Origin of the sequence: Kitasatospora purpeofusca, from assembly GCF_036010405.1 — a bacterium.
GTDB lineage: Bacteria > Actinomycetota > Actinomycetes > Streptomycetales > Streptomycetaceae > Kitasatospora > Kitasatospora purpeofusca.
Genome location: NZ_CP108561.1, coordinates 2,083,886 through 2,101,724, shown reverse-complemented (window position 1 = coordinate 2,101,724; position 17,839 = coordinate 2,083,886). Strand labels below are relative to the sequence as shown.

General features: G+C 74.5%; 21 protein-coding genes. 16 read left to right on the top strand and 5 right to left on the bottom strand.

The genetic code is table 11. From position 1 onward, the window contains the following. Nucleotides 1-17 precede the first annotated feature (17 nt). Nucleotides 18-383 (bottom strand): hypothetical protein, encoded by a 366-nt coding sequence (locus OG715_RS09090; RefSeq protein WP_266275706.1) that lies wholly within the window; start codon nt 381-383, stop codon nt 18-20. Nucleotides 384-525: 142 nt separating this feature from the next. Between OG715_RS09090 and OG715_RS09085 the strand changes: the two genes are divergently transcribed. The 3 genes from OG715_RS09085 to OG715_RS09075 all read left to right on the top strand — a co-directional run bounded on the left by OG715_RS09085 (nt 526) and on the right by OG715_RS09075 (nt 2,367). Continuing rightward, the gene (locus tag OG715_RS09085; RefSeq protein WP_266275708.1) at nt 526-885 is read left to right on the top strand and encodes a hypothetical protein; all 360 of its coding nucleotides are present in this window, start codon (nt 526-528) and stop codon (nt 883-885) included. Beyond that, nucleotides 882-1,850, top strand: a complete 969-nt coding sequence (locus tag OG715_RS09080) for a hypothetical protein (protein ID WP_266275710.1) — start codon at nt 882-884, stop codon at nt 1,848-1,850. Before OG715_RS09085 ends, OG715_RS09080 begins: the two co-directional genes overlap by 4 nt. A 127-nt stretch (nt 1,851-1,977) precedes the next feature. After that, nucleotides 1,978-2,367: a roadblock/LC7 domain-containing protein gene (locus tag OG715_RS09075; protein ID WP_030398414.1), complete on the top strand. Its 390-nt coding sequence runs from the start codon at nt 1,978-1,980 to the stop codon at nt 2,365-2,367. A gap of 204 nt (nt 2,368-2,571) precedes the next feature. On the opposite strand, the gene OG715_RS09070 is transcribed toward OG715_RS09075, so the two are convergent. After that, nucleotides 2,572-2,979 (bottom strand): methyltransferase domain-containing protein, encoded by a 408-nt coding sequence (locus OG715_RS09070; protein WP_323182271.1) that lies wholly within the window; start codon nt 2,977-2,979, stop codon nt 2,572-2,574. A 147-nt stretch (nt 2,980-3,126) separates the two neighbouring features. On the opposite strand from OG715_RS09070, the gene OG715_RS09065 reads away from it, so the two are divergent. Together OG715_RS09065 and OG715_RS09060 are read left to right on the top strand one after the other, a co-directional pair. Then, nucleotides 3,127-3,789, top strand: coding sequence for an RNA polymerase sigma factor (locus OG715_RS09065; RefSeq protein ID WP_266275712.1), 663 nt, complete (start codon nt 3,127-3,129; stop codon nt 3,787-3,789). Beyond that, nucleotides 3,786-4,286 (top strand): transmembrane transport protein, encoded by a 501-nt coding sequence (locus tag OG715_RS09060; protein ID WP_266275714.1) that lies wholly within the window; start codon nt 3,786-3,788, stop codon nt 4,284-4,286. Before OG715_RS09065 ends, OG715_RS09060 begins: the two co-directional genes overlap by 4 nt. A 7-nt stretch (nt 4,287-4,293) precedes the next feature. Here OG715_RS09060 and OG715_RS09055 read toward each other — a convergent pair whose 3' ends face one another. Beyond that, nucleotides 4,294-4,944: an SDR family NAD(P)-dependent oxidoreductase gene (locus tag OG715_RS09055; protein ID WP_266275716.1), complete on the bottom strand. Its 651-nt coding sequence runs from the start codon at nt 4,942-4,944 to the stop codon at nt 4,294-4,296. A 761-nt stretch (nt 4,945-5,705) separates the two neighbouring features. Between OG715_RS09055 and OG715_RS09050 the strand changes: the two genes are divergently transcribed. From OG715_RS09050 to OG715_RS09015, 8 genes are all read left to right on the top strand, one after another. Further along, nucleotides 5,706-7,004, top strand: a complete 1,299-nt coding sequence (locus OG715_RS09050; RefSeq protein WP_266275718.1) for a cytochrome P450 — start codon at nt 5,706-5,708, stop codon at nt 7,002-7,004. Between the two features lie 34 nt (nt 7,005-7,038). Next, nucleotides 7,039-7,437 carry a nuclear transport factor 2 family protein gene (locus OG715_RS09045; RefSeq protein WP_266275720.1) on the top strand — a complete coding sequence of 133 codons (399 nt, stop codon included), beginning with the start codon at nt 7,039-7,041 and terminating at the stop codon, nt 7,435-7,437. 109 nt (nt 7,438-7,546) lie between these two features. Next, on the top strand, nt 7,547-9,547 hold the full coding sequence (locus OG715_RS09040; RefSeq protein WP_266275722.1) for an AAA family ATPase: 2,001 nt from the start codon (nt 7,547-7,549) through the stop codon (nt 9,545-9,547). A gap of 176 nt (nt 9,548-9,723) precedes the next feature. Next, nucleotides 9,724-11,262, top strand: a complete 1,539-nt coding sequence (locus OG715_RS09035; RefSeq protein WP_266275724.1) for an MFS transporter — start codon at nt 9,724-9,726, stop codon at nt 11,260-11,262. 140 nt (nt 11,263-11,402) lie between these two features. Next, nucleotides 11,403-11,945 (top strand): nuclear transport factor 2 family protein, encoded by a 543-nt coding sequence (locus tag OG715_RS09030; RefSeq protein WP_266275726.1) that lies wholly within the window; start codon nt 11,403-11,405, stop codon nt 11,943-11,945. Nucleotides 11,946-12,139: 194 nt separating this feature from the next. After that, on the top strand, nt 12,140-12,814 hold the full coding sequence (locus OG715_RS09025; protein WP_266275727.1) for an ArsR/SmtB family transcription factor: 675 nt from the start codon (nt 12,140-12,142) through the stop codon (nt 12,812-12,814). Further along, nucleotides 12,811-13,548 (top strand): SRPBCC family protein, encoded by a 738-nt coding sequence (locus tag OG715_RS09020; RefSeq protein WP_266275728.1) that lies wholly within the window; start codon nt 12,811-12,813, stop codon nt 13,546-13,548. Before OG715_RS09025 ends, OG715_RS09020 begins: the two co-directional genes overlap by 4 nt. Before the next feature lie 89 nt (nt 13,549-13,637). Continuing rightward, nucleotides 13,638-14,210: a dihydrofolate reductase family protein gene (locus OG715_RS09015; RefSeq protein ID WP_266275729.1), complete on the top strand. Its 573-nt coding sequence runs from the start codon at nt 13,638-13,640 to the stop codon at nt 14,208-14,210. 28 nt (nt 14,211-14,238) lie between these two features. Here OG715_RS09015 and OG715_RS09010 read toward each other — a convergent pair whose 3' ends face one another. After that, complete coding sequence (locus OG715_RS09010) at nt 14,239-14,826, bottom strand: hypothetical protein (RefSeq protein ID WP_266275730.1); 588 nt, start codon at nt 14,824-14,826, stop codon at nt 14,239-14,241. Between the two features lie 60 nt (nt 14,827-14,886). Here OG715_RS09010 and OG715_RS09005 point away from each other — a divergent pair, with 60 nt between their 5' ends. Together OG715_RS09005 and OG715_RS09000 are read left to right on the top strand one after the other, a co-directional pair. After that, on the top strand, nt 14,887-15,417 hold the full coding sequence (locus OG715_RS09005; protein ID WP_266275731.1) for a GNAT family N-acetyltransferase: 531 nt from the start codon (nt 14,887-14,889) through the stop codon (nt 15,415-15,417). Nucleotides 15,418-15,436: 19 nt separating this feature from the next. After that, nucleotides 15,437-15,739, top strand: coding sequence for a DUF1905 domain-containing protein (locus OG715_RS09000; RefSeq protein WP_266275732.1), 303 nt, complete (start codon nt 15,437-15,439; stop codon nt 15,737-15,739). A gap of 26 nt (nt 15,740-15,765) precedes the next feature. On the opposite strand, the gene OG715_RS08995 is transcribed toward OG715_RS09000, so the two are convergent. Next, entirely contained in the window at nt 15,766-16,638 is an 873-nt protein-coding gene (locus OG715_RS08995; RefSeq protein WP_266275733.1) for a GNAT family N-acetyltransferase, read from the bottom strand. A 321-nt stretch (nt 16,639-16,959) separates the two neighbouring features. Between OG715_RS08995 and OG715_RS08990 the strand changes: the two genes are divergently transcribed. Further along, a complete protein-coding gene (locus OG715_RS08990; RefSeq protein ID WP_266275734.1) occupies nt 16,960-17,838 on the top strand; it encodes a CPBP family intramembrane glutamic endopeptidase in 879 nt (292 codons plus the stop codon). The last annotated feature ends 1 nt before the right edge of the window (nt 17,839 follow it).

Genomic DNA, 17,839 nt, shown 5'->3' with positions numbered 1-17,839 from the left:
CCGGACCGGACGCCGACTCAGACGTCGAGCGAGGTCTCTATGCGCTTGAGGCCGTGCCGGGCGAGCGCCAGGTTGGCGCGCGAGCGGTCCAGCGCCAGGTAGAGGAAGAGCGAGCCGTGGCTGCTCGCGAGCGGGCGGATCAGGTGGTACTGGCTGCCCAGGGTGATCAGGATGTCCTCGATGACGTCGTCGATCGACAGCGCGGCCAGCGCCCGCACCTTGGCCCGCACGACCTCGGTGTTGACGGCCGCCGCGACCTCCAGGTCGAGATCCTGCCCCCCGCCGAGGAAACCGAGTGACATACCGCTCTCGTAGTCGGCCACGGCGACGCCGATCGCGCCCTCGATGGCCATCGCGTCCTTGAGTGCGTCGTCAATGTTCATGCGCTGTTCGTCCTTTGCGTAACTGCGGGGCAGAACTCCCGTGTGCGGGAACAAAGTAGCAAGAAGTCCCCCGCATCGACCCCGTCGAGGAAATGATGGAATAAAGTACGCTGCCAACAGTTCAGAACACGAAGGGGTACCGGTGCGCGCACTCGAAGCCTCCCTCTCCGATGTGCTCGGCTCCCCCGGCGTGGTCGGCGCCGTACTCGTCGACGCCGCCACCGGCCTCACCTACGGGGCGGGCGGGGACCAGCGACTGCTCGGACCAGGGGCCGAACTCGCCGAACTGGCCGCCGTGATCGGCGACCGGCTGTGCGAGGCCGGGGCCGACGGGGAGCTGGAGAGCGTCGTCGTCACCAGCACCCTCCACCACGAGGTGGTCCAGGTGCTGCCCCGTCAGGGCGATCCGCTGCTGCTGGCCACCGTGCTGGACCGGTCGCGGGTCAACCTGGCCCTGGCGCTGCGCCAGACCGCCGACAGCGCTCGGGGCTTTGTGACATGACACCCGACACCCACGATCACGACCACGTCCACGTCCAGGTAGGCCCGCGTCCGGCCGCCCGCAATGTGCCCGCGCACCTGCTGGCACTGCGCGAGGTGGACTTCACCGGCTCGGTCGTCGTCTCCAGCGCGCCGGGCGGCACGATCCACCTGGAACACGGCCTGATCACGGCGATCGAGACCCCCGGCGCCCCGACCGCCGAGACCCTGCTGCTCAAGTCGGGGCGGATCGGCCAGGCGGACTGGACGGCGGCGGAGACGGCCGCCTCCTCCGCCGGGGCCGCCTCCTCCACCGGGATCGGCGACCTCGGCGCGGCCCTGGTCGCCCAGGGCTCGATCGGCGCCGCCGAACTCGAAGCGGTCTGCGCCTCCGCCGTCTTCGACGGTGCTTTCGCCCTGGTGCTGAGCCCGCCCGGGGCCTGGGAGACCGTCGGAACGGCCCCGCCCGCCGGGCTCGCGCTGCGGCCCGGGATCGAGCCGAAGCGGCTCTTCGAGGAGACCGCCCGCCGGACGGCCCTGCTGACCCGGGCCTGGGGCCCGCCCGGCGAACTGGCCCGCACCCGGATCCGGCCCGCCGCCGGGGTGTCCGGGGTCGGCGGCGTCGACGGGGTCGGCGGGGTAGGCGGGGTCGGCGGGGGAGCGCTCCCCGGGCCCGCCGCGGTCCGGATACCGGCCCGCCACCGGGAGATCCTGGCCGCCGCGACCGGCCGCCGCACCGCTCGCGACATCGGCTTCGCGCTGGGGCGGGGTGTGTTCGCGGTGCTGCTCGACCTGGTCCGGATGGACGCCCGGCAGCTGCTCCACCGGGAACCGGCCGCCGCCGTCCCGATGGCGCCGAGCGTCGCTCCCCGGACCGCACCGGGCGAACCGCTTCCGGCCGACGGCGGGCAGCCCCTGCCGCGCCGCGTCCCTGGTGCACGGAACCCGGCACACGGGCCCCGGGCGGAGCGGGCGGGGGAGCCGTGAGCAGGGCAGCCGCGGCCGCTCCCGACGGTCCACCGCGCGCCGAACGTGCCGACCGTGCCGACCGCACCGGGCGCGCCGCAACGACAGAGCCAACCGACACGACCGTGACGACCGAGAAGAGCACACCATGAGCAGCCAGACGCCGACCGCCGTGCTGGTCGACGAGTTGAAGTCACTCCGCGAGCGGGTCATGGGCATCTCGGAGAGCGTCGTCTCGACCGCCGACGGCCTGCTGGTGGCCGCCGACACGGCCGCCGTCCACCCCGAGTCGGCCGCCGCGCTGTCGGCCGCCATGCTCGGCCTCGGCCGCCGCACCGCCGCCGAGGTCGGCGTGGGCGGACTGCGGGAGGTGGTCACCCGCTGCGACGGCGGCTACGTTGTGGTGCTGGCGATCGGGGACCGGGCGTTGCTGATGGTCCTGGGCGACGAGGGCCTCGACATCGCCGGACTGCACCGCGAGTCGCCCGCCACGGTCCGCCGGCTGGGCGAACTGCTCGGGATGGTCCCGGTGGCCTGAGCCGCCGGCTCTCCTTCCTCTCGCCACAGCTGCGGACGCGGTACCCCCGGCCGGATGCTTCCGGCCGGGCGTTCGCCGGCCTCGGTGCTGGGGGGCTCGCGTATTCGAGTGTCGCGAGTTCGAGATCAGTGCGAGGAGCGCTCGTCACTGTCCGTGCCTGGCGAATGCCGCTCCCGGCGGGCCGTCGTCGCTGGGGATCGGCGGCTACGACTCGGCGACGACGATGTAGAACGTCACCGCCGGGTCGGCGACGTGTTGCAGTACCCGGTCGGTGCGGGCACGGTCGGCGGCGTGGTCCGGCAGCGGCAGGTCGTGGATGTCGCCGAGCCGCACCGTGACGGTGCGCCGGTCGGCGGTGCGCTCCCTGGCGGCCTCGACCGCGGCCGGGTCGCGGTCGACGCCGATCACCGTGCCCGTCCCGGTGACAGCTTCGGCGAGCGAGGCGAGATCGGTGCCGGGGCCGCAGCCCAGATCGAGCACCGTTTGGCCCGGGTGGATGTCGAGCTCGTCGAGCATGCGCCGTTTGTAGGAGCGGCCGAGGTCGGTCGCGGCTACCCGATCGAGGTAGGCGATCGGGTCGGGGGTGGCGGTCTCGAACACTGTTGAGGGCATGGGAAGCAGTCAATCAACTCCGGCAAGCCCAGTGGGGTCTTCGAAGGCTCTTGCCCGCGGGGCCCGCCCGGTCTCCCGCGAACCTTTCCGCCGGAATCGACGACTGTCCCGGTGGGACGAGCGGGGAAGACGGAGAGGGGAGGCACGATGGGCGGCGGAGGTGCCGGCGAGGTTGCCGGCGAGGTTGCCGGTGAGGGTGCCGGTGGCGACCGGCGGCGTGACGCGCTGTTGGTGGTGCGCTGCCAGCTCGGCGAACGGGAGGCGTTCGGCGAGCTGGTGGACGTCTGGCACGCGCCGCTGTGGCGCTACCTGCGGGGTGTGTCCGGGGGCTCCCCGCACCTGGCCGACGACCTCGCCCAGGAGGCCTGGGTCGCAGTGGTGCGCGGGCTGCCCGGGCTCCGGCAGCCCGAGCGGTTCGCGCCGTGGCTGTTCACCATCGCCCGGCGCGCGCTCACCAATCACCTCCGGCAGGAGTACCGGGCGCCGGAGACCTCCGGGCGGGCACGGGCCGCCGGGACCGGTACGGGGGCCGGAGCGGACGCCGTGGCCGACGCCGAGGTCGAGGCCGGGGTCGCCGTCGGTGCCGATCACCTGCTGGACGACGTCCTCACCACCATGCAGGTGGAGGCCGGGCTCAACGACCTCCCGCCGCAGGAGCGCGAGGTGCTGATCCTCTTCCATCTGGAGGACCTGCCGCTGGCCGTGTGCGCCGAAGTCCTCGGCGTCCCGACCGGCACCGTCAAGAGCAGGCTTCACCGGGCCCGCCGCATGCTGCGGAGCGCCCTCGTCGAGAAGGGGTACGGAGCATGAGCGAGCGGAACGTCGCCGCCGGAGGGGCCGGTGTGCCGCAGGGCCTGGAACGCGCGCTCGCGGCCGAGGTCTCGCTGGCCGCCCGGGTGCGGAACCTGGCCGTGGGCCTGGCGGGCGGCGGCGCGGCGGCCCTGGTCGCGGTGCTGTGGGCCACCGAGCCGCAGCCGCTGCCGGTCCGCACCCGGCTCGCGTTCGCCGGACTGATCGCCGTCGGCCTGGCCTGGGCGGCCTTCGCGAGCTGGACGCTGACCACGAAGCGGCCGCTGTACGCCCGGGACCGGGTGCTGGCCGGCCGGATCGCACTGGCGGCGGCCTCGGCGACCGCCGGAGCGGGGACGGTACTGGCCGTGCTCCGCGGCACCCCGGTGGAGGCGCTGGTCACGGCCGTGACCGGCCTCGCCCTCGTCGTCGCCGCCGGGCTCGCGCTGCGGCGCGCGCGGGTCCGCCACCGCGAACTGCTGCGTCTGCGCGATGCCTTGCGACAGGAGACCCCGTGACCAGGTGTCAGCCCCCGTGGACCACCTCCTGCTCCCATTCCCCGCGCGGCTGGGTGTGCAGCCGCCAGTAGTGCTCCGCGATGTCGTCCGGGTCGAAGGCGGTGCCGGGGGCGACCGCACCGGCCACCGTCACGCTGGCCGCGTGCACGCCGGCTGCGCCGTAGGTCTGGTCGAGCAGCGTGACGAGCGCGCGCACGCCCGCCTTGCCGAGGGACAGGCTGACGTACTCCGGCTTCGGCTCGGGCATGCCGCCCGTCACCAGGACGGTGCCCCGCCCGCGCTCCGCCATCCCCGGTGCGACGTGCGCGGCGGCGGTCAGCGCGCCCACCACGTTGACCGCCCAGGCGTCCAGCTGGTCGCGGGCGGAGGACTCCCCGACGGCGTCCGGCCGGATCAGCGCCGCGTTGTAGACCAGTGCGTCCGGCCGGCCCAGCTCCTCCGCCAGCCCGTCGAGCGCGGCCCGCAGCGCCTCTTCGTCCGTGCTGTCGGCGGTGCGCACCACCGCCTTGCCCCCGGCCTGCCGCACGGCCTCGGCCACCGCCTCGGCCGTCGCCCCGCTCCGCGCGACCAGGCCGACCGGCAGGCCCTCCCGCGCGAACCGCAGCGCCACCGCCTGTCCGATCCCGGGCCCCGCTCCGACGATCACTGCTCCGGCCATGCCGACCTCCCCGTTCGTACGATCCTTGACACCGCCAACACCCCGGAGTCACAGGCGCATTCCCCCGCCCCGGGAGTTCACTCGTGCGAGTGGTCGGGCCCGGACCGGGAACCTTTCGGACCGCCGACGGCGCAGGCGGGGGCGTTGTCGCGCCCGGGTGTCCACCGCTGTCCGCAGGTGTTGACCGTTGCCCGCAGATATCCGGACCTGTCTGCTCCAGGGGTGGTCGAACGGTCCGTCCACACCCCCGGAACGGGCATGGTACGAACCATCCTTGGCACCGAAACTCCCAGGTCGTGGCGCTCGGGCTTCGGGTTATAGTGCCCACGTCAAACGCCCGGGGGAGGGCCGACCGCAGGCTGCCGTGCCCGCGGCCGACCTGACAGGACCGCCCCGGGAAAGGACCCGAGACAGGAACCGACGACGTTGCCCCGAGAGCTGGTCGCCGCCACGGCTGCGACCCGGAGCCCAGCGCTCCGGGATCGGGTCGCGCCGTGCGTAGCCGCGGGCCGTCGTCGTCCGCTCCCTCCCGCCGCCTCCGGCCGGCCCGGCCGCCGGAGATCCTCGTTCCCCCTGACGCCGGCCTGAGCGTCCCGCCGACGGATCCCGCCGCCGGCCCCCCGCTCGCCGCTTCCCCGAGCGCCGTTCAGCGTCACCCCGGCACATGTCACCCGAGCCCACGTCACCGACGACTCCGCGTCCCCCCGGGCACCTCGTCGTCCCCCGGACGCCCGCTCCATCCCGAGAGGTCCGCCCCGCCCATGGCCGAGTCCCGCTTCAGCATCCTGTCCGAGGAGTTCGCCGCCGCCCCCGAGCGGTACTTCGGACAGCTGTGCGAGCACGCGCCGGTGCACCGCGAACCGGCCCTCGACGCCTGGTTCCTCTCCCGCCACCGCGACGTCCGCCGGGTACTGACGGACCATGAGGCGTTCAGCACCGCGACGCTCCAGGTCCGCGCCGAGCCGGTGATGGGCGGTCCGGTGCTGGCGCAGATGACGGGGGCGGAGCACACCGCGAAGCGGGGAATCGTCGTGCGGGCGTTCACCGGCCCCGCGCTCCGGGAGCAGGTCCGCACCCTCCGCGCCAACGCCGTCGAACTGCTCGCCCCCCTGCTCGCCCGGGGGCGGATGGACCTCGTCAACGAGTTCGGCAAGCCCTTCGCCGTCCGCGCCGCGCTGGACGTCCTCGGCCTGGACCGCGAGGACTGGCAGCGGGTCGCCGAACGGATAGCCGGGGTGGGCGAGTTCGTCACCGCCGTCACCCTCACCGAGGAACGCCGCCGGGTCTGCCTGGAGCTCGCCGGGGAGCTGGAGGCCCAGCTCGTCCCGATCGTCGAACAGCGCCGCCGCCACCCCGGGGCCGACCTGATATCCATGCTCTGCACGGCCGACCTCGACGGCGTGGCGATGAGCACCCGCGAGGTGGTCGCACTGCTCGTCAACGTCCTGGTGGCCGCCGTCGAGCCCGCCGACAAGACCCTCGGCCTCCTCCTCAAGCACCTGATCGACCACCCCGAGCAGCTCGCGGACGTCCGCCGGGACCCGTCGCTGCTGTCCGCCGCCGTCGCCGAGACCCTGCGGTTCACCCCGCCCGTCCAGCTGGTGCCCCGGCAGGCCGAGCGCGACACCGAGTTCGCCGGCACCCTCGTCCCGGCCGGCGCCACCGTCTTCTGCCTGATCGGCGCGGCCAACCGCGACCCCGGGGCCTTCACCGACCCGGACCGCTTCGACCTCCACCGCCCCGATCTGGCCGCCGCCCGCTCGTTCACCGCCGCCGCCCAGCACCTGGCCTTCGGCACCGGCCTGCACCAGTGCGTCGGCGCGGCCTTCGCCCGCGCGGAGATCGAGACGGTGGCCGCACTGCTGCTGCCGCTGCTGGAGGATCTCCGACCCACCCCCGGCTCCACCTACCGGGAGACCGGCCTCTACACCCGGGGCCCCGCCGCGCTGTCCCTGGACTTCACCCCCGTCCGCATCCCGACGGCCCCGCCGCACGCCCCGACCCCGGCGGCCGCCCCCGAGCACCACCCGACCCCGACGGCCCTCGCACAGCACCACTGATCCCCCGCCAGCCCCCTCCTGGAGGAAGACCGCGATGACCACGACCGACATCACCCGGGCACTGAACGACCTGCTGTTCGCCCCGGACCCGGACCTCCCGCTCGACGAAGCGGTGGCCCGGCACTTCACCCCCGACTACCGCCAGCGCACCAACGGCGTGTGGAGCGACCGGGCGGGCTTCGTCGAGCACATCGCCAAACTGCGCTCCCTGGTCCGCGAGGGCCGGGTCGAGGTCCACGACGAACTCCGCGACGGCACCCGCTACGCCGACCGCCACACCGTCACCGTCACCAAGCACGACGGCCACACCTCCCGCATCGAGGTGTACCTCTTCGCCGAACTCGCCGCCGACGGCCGGTTCGAGCGCGTCGAGGAGACCACGCTGCTCCTCTCCGGCCACGAGGACGACCGCGACCTGGGCTCGATCAGGTGAGCCCGACCGGACCGCACCACGACGACAGGACGCGGGGCCCCGACACGGCGGCCGCGGCCCGGCGCCGGCACAGAGGGAACAGAAGGAACAGAAGGAGGGGAGCCGTCATATGGCCTCCGTCAAGCAGAGACTGAGCAGTGCGCGGGTCCAGGCCTTCGTCGGCCGCGACGAGGAGTTGGACGGCTTCGCCCGGGCGCTGGCCGGCGACCCGCAGGCGCCGTTCGCGTTCTACCTGGTCGGCCCGGGCGGCATCGGCAAGTCGACCCTGGTGCGCCGCCTCGCCGACCACGCCAGGTCGACCGGCCGGCTGCTGCTGGAACTCGACGGCCGCTTCGTCGGCCGCGACCCGGCCGACTTCGAACGCTCCGCCGCGCCGTTCCTCGACATCCCCGGCACCGTCCTGTTCGTCGACTCCTTCGAGCACTGCCAGTGGCTGGAGAGCTGGCTGTGGCAGCGCTTCCTGCCCCGCGCCGCCGACGACACCCTGGTCGTGCTGGCCGGACGCCTCGCCCCGCAGCCCCAGTGGACCGCCGACCCCGCCTGGTCCGGACTGCTGCGGGTGATCGAACTGGGACCGTTCTCCGAGACGCAGGCCCGCAGCCTGCTGAGCACCGCCCAGGTGCCGCCCCAACTGCGCGAACGGGTCCTGCGGTTCGCCGGCGGCAACCCGCTGGCGCTCTCCCTCGCGGCCGCCGCCAGGGAGGACGACTGGAGCCGCGAGGGCGTCTGGGCGCCCTCCGCCGACGTCCTGCGCACCCTGCTGTCCGGTCTGGTCGGCGAGGTGCCGACCGCCGCCCACCGCCGCGCCCTGGAAGTGGCGGCGCAGGCCTGGTCGACCTCCGAGGAACTGCTCGCCGCCGTCCTGCCCGACGAGGACGCCCACCTGCTCTTCGGCTGGCTCCGCGGCCTGCCGTTCATGGAGTCCACCCACCGGGGCCTGCACCCGCACGACGCCGCCCGCGAGACCCTGGCCGCCGACCTGCGCTGGCGGGCCCCCAACGCCTTCGTCGAGATGCGCCGACGGCTGGCCGAGGAGTACCTGCGGCTGCTGCGCGAGGCCCCCGAGGAACAGGTCTGGACCGTCACCGACGAGCTCTTCCACCTCTTCAAGGACGGCGAACTGGTCGCCCGGCTGCGCACCTGGTCGCGCGAGGACGAGGTGCACGACCGGCCGCTGCACCCCGAGGACCTCGACACGGTGCTGCGGATGGCCACCGAGACCGAGGGGCCGGAGTCCGCCGAACTGGTCCGCTACTGGGCCCGGCGCCAGCCGCAGGCCTTCAGCGTCTACCGGCTGGTCGGCACGGGCCGGGTGGTGGCGTTCACGGCCCGGCTCGCCCTGCCCGCACCCGCCGACCCCGAGGACCTCGCCACCGACCCGGTGGTGGCCGCCGCCTGGGCGTACACCGAGGCCACCGCGCCGGTGCGGCCCGGCGAGCACATCGGCGTCAGCCGGTTCACCGTCTACCCCGAGCGCTACCAGGTGCCCTCGCGCGTCATCGACCTCAGCTCCTCCCGGGCCCAGGCCGAGTCCGCCCGCGCCCGGGCCCGCGCCTACGGCTTCGCGGTCTGGCGCGACGCCGACACCTGGGCCGCCCGGGTCAGGGGCAGCCTCACCGACACCGGCGCCCGGCCCCGGGTCGGGGCGCACACCTACGGCGTGTTCGGCGTCGACTGGCGGCAGCTGCCGGTCGAGACCTGGCTGCGCCACCTGATGACGTCGACACCCGTGCCCGCGCAGGCCGGTCCGTCCGGGGTCTCCCGGACCGTGTTCGACCAGGCGGTGCGGGAGGCGTTCACGCACTGGCGCGACCCGGGCGCGTTCGCCGCCTGCGCCCTGCTGCGCACCCGCCTCGCGGCGGACCTGGACGAGCCGGTCGAGGAGCTGCGGGAGCTGCTGCGCCAGGCCGTGGACGACCTCGCGCAGGACCCGCGCGGCGCCCGCGCCCGCGAGGCCCTGACGGCGGGCTACTTCTCCGGCGCGCCGACCCAGGAGGGCGCCGCCCGCCGGCTGGGCCTGCCGTACGGGACGTACCGGCGGCACCTGCGGCAGGGGCTCGACCTGCTGTGCGAGGCGCTGTGGGAGCAGGAGCTGCACGGCTCGCGCTGACGGGAGCGAACGCGGCCGCGGCCACGGGTCCCGCACCTCCGGGTGCGGGGCCCTGCGGCGTTCCGGGGCAGGGGCAGAGGCAGGGGCCGGACGGTGGACAGCCGCGGACAGCGGTGGACAGTCCCCGGACCCGCCGGGCCTGGCAACTGGACAGCGCCCGGTTCGAATCTGTGGCCATGAACGCTGCACCGACACCACAGGCACCAATACCCGAAGCCCCGGCCGGCGGCCGCCCCCACTCCCCGGGAGCGGCCCTCGCGGCCCTCGCCGGGGCCCAGTTCACCGTCATGCTCGCCACCTCGATCGTCAATGTGGCGCTCCCGCAGATCCGGGCCGGGACCGGCCTCTCCGACGGCGCCGTCACCTGGGTGGTCAACGCCTACGGCCTGGCGTTCGGGGCGCTGCTCCCGGCCGGTGGGCGGGCGGCGGACCTGCTCGGCCGCCGCCGGGTGCTGGCCGCCGGGGTCGCGCTGTTCGCGGCGGCCTCACTGGCGGCGGGCCTGGCCACCGCCCCGGCGCCGCTGATCGCCGCCCGGGCCGTCCAGGGCCTCGCGGCGGCGGCGATCGCCCCGGCGGCGCTGGCCCTGGCGATGACGCAGTTCCCCGGCGGTCCCGGGCGGGGCAGGGCGCTGGGCGTGTGGGGCGCGGTCTCCGGTGCGGGCGGGGCGGGAGGCGTCCTGCTCGGCGGAGTGCTCACCCAGGCCTGGGGCTGGCCGTGGATCTTCCACTCGGTGGCGCTGGGCTCGGCGCTGGTGCTCGCGGCGGTGGTGGTCCTGGTGCCGCCGGAGGCAGCCGGGCCGTCGCCCCTGTCGCTCCGCAGGGCCGCCCCCGGGCAGCGGGCCGCAGGGTCCGGCGGAGGGTTCGACCTGCCCGGCACCGTGACCGTCACCCTCGCCCTGACCTGCCTGGTCTGGGGCCTGACCACCGCACGCGGCGCCGGCTGGGGCGACGGCGGCGTGCTCACCGCCCTGGCCGCCGCCCTCGTCCTCCTCGCCGCCTTCGTCGCGATCGAGCGCCGCCGCCCGGACGCGCTGATCCCGCCCGGGCTGCTCGCGACCGGCCGGGTGGCCGCCGGGAACGTGCTGATGGCGCTGCTGGGCTCGGTCTGGATCGGCCTGTTCTTCTTCCTCCCGCTGTACCAGCAGCAGGTCCTCGGCTCGGGGCCGCTGGCCACCGGGGCGGGCCAACTCCCGCTCGCCGCAGCCAATATGGCCGGTGCCACGCTGGCTCCGCGACTGGCCCGGCGGGTCGGTCCCACCGCGACCGCGGTCGCAGCCCTGCTGACCGAGGCGCTCGGCCTGCTGTGGCTGTCCCGGATCGACGCCGACGGCGGCTACGTCACGGACATCCTCGGCCCGAGCCTGCTGGTCGGCCTGGGCCTCGGCGTCGCGTTCGTCCAGCTCACCGCGCTCGCCGTGGACGGCGTCCCGGCAGGGCAGGCCGGACTGGCCGGCGGGCTGGTGAACACCACCCGGCAGGTCGGCGGCGCGATCGGGCTCGCCGTCCTGACCACCCTGGCCGGGTCGGTGACCGGCGGTGCCGCCGCCGACGGGTCCCACCTGGAGGCGCTGACGGCCGGATACCGTGCCGCCTTCGCGGTCTCCGCCGCCGTCCTGACGGGCACCGCGGTCCTCGCGGTCCTGCTGGCCCGCTGCACCGGCCGCGGGAAGGCCGCCGCCGCGCCGGGCGCCGTCAAACCGGAACCCGCCGCCTGACGGCGACCCACTTTTCGACCCCACCGACCGCTCCGGCATCCCCTGCGGCCGGAACAAGCACTCCGCCCGGATCGGCGTCAGCGACGCCGACCGCAGCCGACCCACTCCCGTTCGAACCGTCACTTCCCGAGGAGCCCACGATGTCCCGTGTCACCCGTGTCACCCGTGCCGCGATCCCGCTGATCGCCGCAGCCGCTCTCTCCGGTGTCCCCGTGGTCACCGCCGCCGCCTCCGCCTCCGCAGCCACCGCATCGCACACCTCGTCGCACACCGCGCCGTGCCCGCCGAGGATCGTCGCCGACTGGGTCCGCGCCTGGAACGGCACCGACCCCCGGGCGCTCGGCGCCCTGTTCACCGCCCGCGGCGTCTACACCGACCTGGGCCTGGGCGTCGTCTTCCACGGCCGGGAGGAGATCTCGGGCTGGAAGGCCCGCGCCGACCGGCTGATCGACGGCATCCACGTCACCGTGCGCGCCACGCACCGCGACGGCAGCCGGATCACCGTCGACGCCGTCTACGCCGGTCGACTGAAGGCGGCACCCGAAGCCTTCGCGGTGCCGATGACGACCCTGCTCGACCTCGACGGCCACGGCCGGATCGCCTCGGACCAGGACCACTACAGCCTGGCCGAGGTGCTCGCCCAGTCCGGCCTGCCCGCCGACTGGACCCCGCCCGCCTCCTGATCGCGTCACCCCGGGCGCATCCCGGGGCGCACCCCGTTCCACCCCGTCCCACCCCGTTCCACCCCGGATCCAACGGCCGGCGGCACCTCCCCTGCCGCCGGCCGTTGCCGTTCCCGCTTCCCCGCGCCGTCCCGCGCCGCACCGACAATAAATCTTTCCTTGACAATTTTTCTTGTCGGTACGACCCTTGAAGCATGTTGGACGTCGCAGTGATCGAAGATCCCGCCGCGGCCGAGGTGTCGCTGGACCCGATCCGGCGTCGCATCCTCGCCGCCCTCGCCGAACCGGGCTCGGCCGCCGCACTGGCCGCCCGCCTGGGGCTGGCGCGGCAGAAGGTCAACTACCACCTGAAGGAGCTGGAGCGGCACGGCCTGGTCGAACTCGCCGAGGAACGGCGTAAGGGCAACGTCACCGAACGGGTGTACCGGGCCACCGCCGCCTCCTACGTGATCTCGCCCGCCGTCCTGGCCGCCGTGAGTCCGGACCCGGCCCGCGCGCCGGACCAGCTGTCCGCCCGCTGGCTGCTGGCCCTCGGCTCCCGGCTGGTGCAGGAGGTCGGCACCCTGCTGACCGGAGCCGCCAGGGCACAGCGGCGGGTCGCCAGCTTCGGCATCGACGCCGAGGTGCGGTTCGCCTCGGCGGCGGACCGCACGGCCTTCGCCGACGGACTCGCCGAGGCGGTCGCCACCCTGGTCGCCCGCTACCACGACGAGTCCGCCCCCGGCGGGCGCAGTCACCGGGTGGTGGTCGGCCTGCACCAGATCCCCGCCGCCCCCGCGACTCCCGTGGCCCCCGATACCGATTCCGCCCCCGACGACACCCCCGACGACGCCCCCGCCGCCGGGCCCGGACAGGAGAACGCACGATGACCCACCCGTTCGAGATCGAGCTGGAGACGGTGCTGCCGGCGAGCCCGGACGAGGTCTGGGCGGCGATCGCCACCGGACCGGGCATCGACTCCTGGTTCATGGGCCGCAACGAGCTGGACCCGCGCGAGGGCGGCACCGCCGCGATGGAGATCGGCGGCCACCGCGAGGACGCGCTGATCACCGCCTACGAGCCCGGCAAGCGCCTGGCCACCCGGACCGCCACCGCCGAGAACGGCCGCTTCATGGCTTTCGAGTACCTCGTCGAGGGCCGGGAGGGCTCCGCCACCGTGCTGCGCGTCGTCCACAGCGGCCTGCTGGGCGACGACTGGGAGGACGAGTACGACGCGCTGCGGCGCGGCTGGCCGTTCCACCTCCACACGCTCGTCGAGTACCTCACCCACTTCCGGGGCCGTACCGGAGCGCCCGTCTTCGGTGTCGCGCCGGTGCCCGGCCGCCCGGCGGCGGAGCTCCGGGGCGCGCTGGCGGGCGCGCTCGCGCTGCCGTCCCCGCCCACCACCGGCACCCGGGTGGCGGCGCGTCCGACGGGACTGCCGCCGCTGGACGGCGAGGTGGTGTGGGCGGACGACGAGCGCTTCGCGATCCGCACCGGCGACGGCCTGTACGGCTTCCACCACAGCGCCGGCCTGGTGCTGATGTTCCACCACCTCTTCGGGCCGGACACCGACGGCGCCGAGGCCGCCTGGCAGCAGTGGCTGACCGGCCTCCTCGCCTGACCCGCCCCCGGACGACTCCCTCCGCGCAACTCCCCCCGGACACCCGCTCGACACCCCGCTCGCCCGCACAAGCACACCGAGGAACCATCATGCGCACGCTGATCAGCACCGCCTTCGTCTCCCTCGACGGCGTCGTCGAGGCCCCGGGCGGCGAGTCCGGTTACCGCAACGCGGGCTGGACCTTCAAGGACATCGAGTTCCTCCCCGAAGCCTTCGAGATCAAGGGTCGGGAGCAGGAGGAGGCCACGGCGATGCTGCTGGGCCGGGTCAGCTACGAGGCCTTCAGCCCCGTCTGGCCGGACATGGCGGACTTCGCCCGCTACAGGACCCTGCCGAAGTACGTGGTCTCCACCACCCTCGCCGAGGAGGACCTGGTGCCGAACTGGGGCGAGACCGCCATCCTGCGCTCGCTCGACGAGGTCGCGGCCCTGAAGGAGACCGAGGGCGGCCCGATCATCGTCCACGGCAGCGCGTCCCTCAACCGGGCGCTCTCCGACGCCGGCCTGATCGACCGCTACCACCTGCTGGTCTTCCCGCTGCTGCTCGGCGCCGGCAAGCGCCTCTTCAGCGAGACCGACAAGGACACCCAGAAGCTGAAGCTGGTCGAGTACGCCGCCTACGCCAACGGCCTCCAGAAGCAGGTCTTCGACGTCGTCCGCTGACGCCCGGTCCCGCCACCCCGGGCGGCCGTCACGGCTCGCGCAGCCCCCGGGTCGCCCGGGCGCCCGCCACCAGCTTGGTGACGGCCGTCCGGGCCTCGTCCTCCCGCCGCAGCGCGAGGACCGCCGGGACGGCCTCGTCCATCCACGCGCGGTCGCCGAGCAGAGCGGCCTCCCCGGCGTCGACGGTGACGCCGAGCAGTACGCCCAGGACCACCAGCGCCCTTGGCGCGTACTGCAGGCCCCGGTGGTGGCTGAACCGGCCGGTCCAGTAGGTGTACGGGTGCCGGACCGTCGCCGTCAGGTGCGGACCGGTCAGCCCGAGCGGGGCCATCTGTCCGAGCGACAGCAGGGCCGTCCGGCGGGACCCCATCCACCGGTGGGTCGTGACGGAGAGGCCGAGGCTCATGAAGCGGGCCCACGGCACGACCTCGTCCGCCCGCCCGTCCGCGTGCGGGACGATGCCGTCGGGGGTGAACTCCAGGTGCGCCCGGTTCCGGTGGTCGCCCAGCAGCCACCGCCCGTCGACCCGCACCAGCGGTACCGGCGGACCCGGCGGTTCAGGCAAGTGCCCCGGTCCGGCGCCGTCCGGTCCGGGCCCGTTCGGGAGAGTGTTCACGCTTCCTCCTCGGGATCGCGCAGGCTCTGCCGCAGGCGCGGAGCTTGGCATGATGCGGGAATGAGTGATGATCAGATCAGCATATTCAGCACGGTCGTCCCGCTGGAGGAGTACACCCACACCGAGATCCTCGGCGACGGGCCGGACCCCTTCCAGGTCGCCGAGCACGGGATGGTCTGGCGGCCCAAGGACCTCCACTTCGGCATCCGCAGCGAGCCGGACGGCCGGCTCGTCGCCCACGCCGGGCTGGTGGTCCTGCCGGTGTCGATCGACGGGAGCCCGACCGAACTCGTCGGGCTCGGCGGCGTCGCCGTCGCCGCCGACCTGCGCGGGCACGGCCTCGCCCGGACGGTGGTGGACGGCGCCCTCGCCCACGCCCGCACCCTCGGGCCGCGCCTCGCCGTCCTGTTCTGCCGCCCGGACAAGGCCGAGCTCTACGCCCGCCTCGGCTGGCAGCCACTGGCGGGCCCGGTCGAGGTCGAACAGCCCACCGGCCCGGCGGTGATGCCGCTGCGCACGATGTGGTTCCCGCTGCACGACGGTGCGCGGTGGCCCGAAGGCGCCCTCCGGTTGCACTCGTTGCCGATGTGACACGTGAAAGGCTTGTCCGATGAAGTTCGAATTCCAGGCAGAGCTCTGGATCTGGGAAGCCCGGCGCTCCGACAACTGGACCTTCGTCAGGCTGCCCGTCGAGCCCTCAGAGGAGATCCACGACCTCACCGCCGCCGGGCCGCGACGCGGGTTCGGCTCGCAACGGGTGCGGGTCACGATCGGCGCCAGCACCTGGCAGACCTCGATCTTCCCGGCCGCCGACGGCCACTACGTGCTCCCGGTCAAACGCGCCGTCCGCAAGGCCGAGGACCTCGACGCCGGTGACACCGCCACCGTCACCGTCGAACTCCTCGACCTCTGACCTCGCACCCCGATCCGGCAGGCGGGCTACAGCACCCGCTGGTACTGGTAGGTCTCGTGGGTCGGCCGGTACCCGAGGGCCTCGTTGACCCTCCGCATCGCGGTGTTGTCCTCGGCGGTGTCGGTCAGCAGGCCGCCGAGGGCCGGGTACCGGCGGCGGCTCAGGGCGATCGCCTCGGCCTTCATCCGCCGGGCGAGGCCGTGGCCGCGGTGGGCGGGCAGGACGGCGGTGCCGTAGTGCTGGCCGTCGCCGGTGCCGTCGGCCGGGACCACCAGTTCGGTGAAGCCGACCATCGAGCCGTCGGACACGGCCACCGCCGCCACCGTGTGCAGGTGTTCGCCGCGCTCCTCGACCACCCGGGCCACCGCCCGGAGCCGGTCGACGTCCCAGCTCACCGTGCCGTGGTCGACCTCGCCCATCGGCATGTCGTCCATCGCGCGGCGGGCGGCGGCGTACGGGGCGGCGAGCCCGTCGGGGACGGTGCCGTCCCAGGCCACCAGCCGGTAGGGGTGCTCCGCTGCCCCGGATGTCGCGGCCTTGCCCGACTCGGCCAGGTCGAGCCGGGAGTGAAGCAGTGTCAGCGCCCGCCGGAACCCGTGCGCCGAGAGGAACTCCTCGCCCGGCGCCCCACTGTCGACCGCCACCACCACGGCCCGCCGCCCGTCGGCGCCGGCCGCCTGCACCGCTGCGTCCACCAGTCGGGCCCCGACCCCCCGGCGCCGCTCCGCCGGGTGCACCCGCACGGCCAGTTCGGCCAGGTGCGCCTGCCCCGGGTCGGTGAACAGCCGCAACGAGGCCGTCCCGACCGGGTTTCCCTCCCCGTCCGCCGCCAGCCACACCAGCCGTCGGCTGTGGCTGCCGTGGTCAGGATCGGTCAGAGCAGTGATGCGAATCGACAAATCTTCTCCATGAACCGGGTTCGGACGCGCCCGAGTGCGACAAGTCGCAGGACGCTACCCGCCCGCACGGCCCGGCCGCAACGAGGTTTCCCGTCCGGGCGCCGGACCGCCGGTGTCCGTCTGATTCCCGCGATCCGTGATCCGGATCAGGGGGAGCCCGATCCGGAACCGCCCCGGCAGCAGCAGAAGCAGTCCTGACCGGGTGGGGGTGTACCTGGATACACCCCCACCGGGCAGTTGGACGCAATGTCCGGCCGCCCGTGCCCCGGAAGAGTCGTCGTCGACGGAAGCACGCGAACGAGCGGACCGGAGGCGGACGACATGAGGACCCGAACCCGACAGGAACAGCCCGGGCAGGACCGGAAAGTGCCGTGGAAGGCCGAGGCGGGGGTGTTCCTCGCCGTCGCCCTCCTCGGGGCCGGCGCGCTGGGTGCGGTGCAGCCCGCCACCGGGGTGCCGACCGAGGTGCTGCAGCTGACCCAGTTCGGGCCCGCCGCAGGGGTGCTGGCGGTGGCCCTGCTGTGGCCGGGGCGGATCCGCGCCCGGCTGGCCGGGGCACTCCGCGCGCGGCGCGACACCGCCTGGGCGGGACCCGGCCGCCGCACCGGCCTCCCGCTGCTGCTCACCGCGCCGCTGATCATCGCCCTCGCCGCCGGTACCTACGCGCTGCTCGACGGCGACGGGGACGCGCGGCTGACCGATCCCCGCTCCCTGGCCCACCCGTTCGCGCTGATAGTGCTCGCCCAGCTGATCGGCGCCTGCGGCGAGGAGATCGGCTGGCGGTGCTGGCTGCAACCGCTGCTGCGCACCCGGTTCGGGCCGCTCGCCGCCCCCGTCGCGGTGGGGCTGCTCTGGGGCGGCTGGCACGTCCAGGTGTTCGCCCAACGCCCCGCTTACGCAGTCGGGTTCCTGCTGGGCACGGTCGCGATGTCGGTGGTGCTCGGACTCGCCCTGGAGGGCGTGCGGACCCACCGGCTGCTGCTCGCCGGGGGCTTCCACACCCTGGTCAACCTCGGGATGCTGCTGACGATGGACGAGGAGGACGGCACGGTGCTGCCGATGGTGCTGCTCGGCGGAGCCGCCCTGCTGGCGGCCGTGCCGTGGGTACTGCGGGCCCGGTGGGGCGCCCGGCCGGAGGACGACCGGGAGCCGTCGGCCGCGCCGGGTAGGATCCCGGCGGCGCCGCACGGGGCGCGCTGAG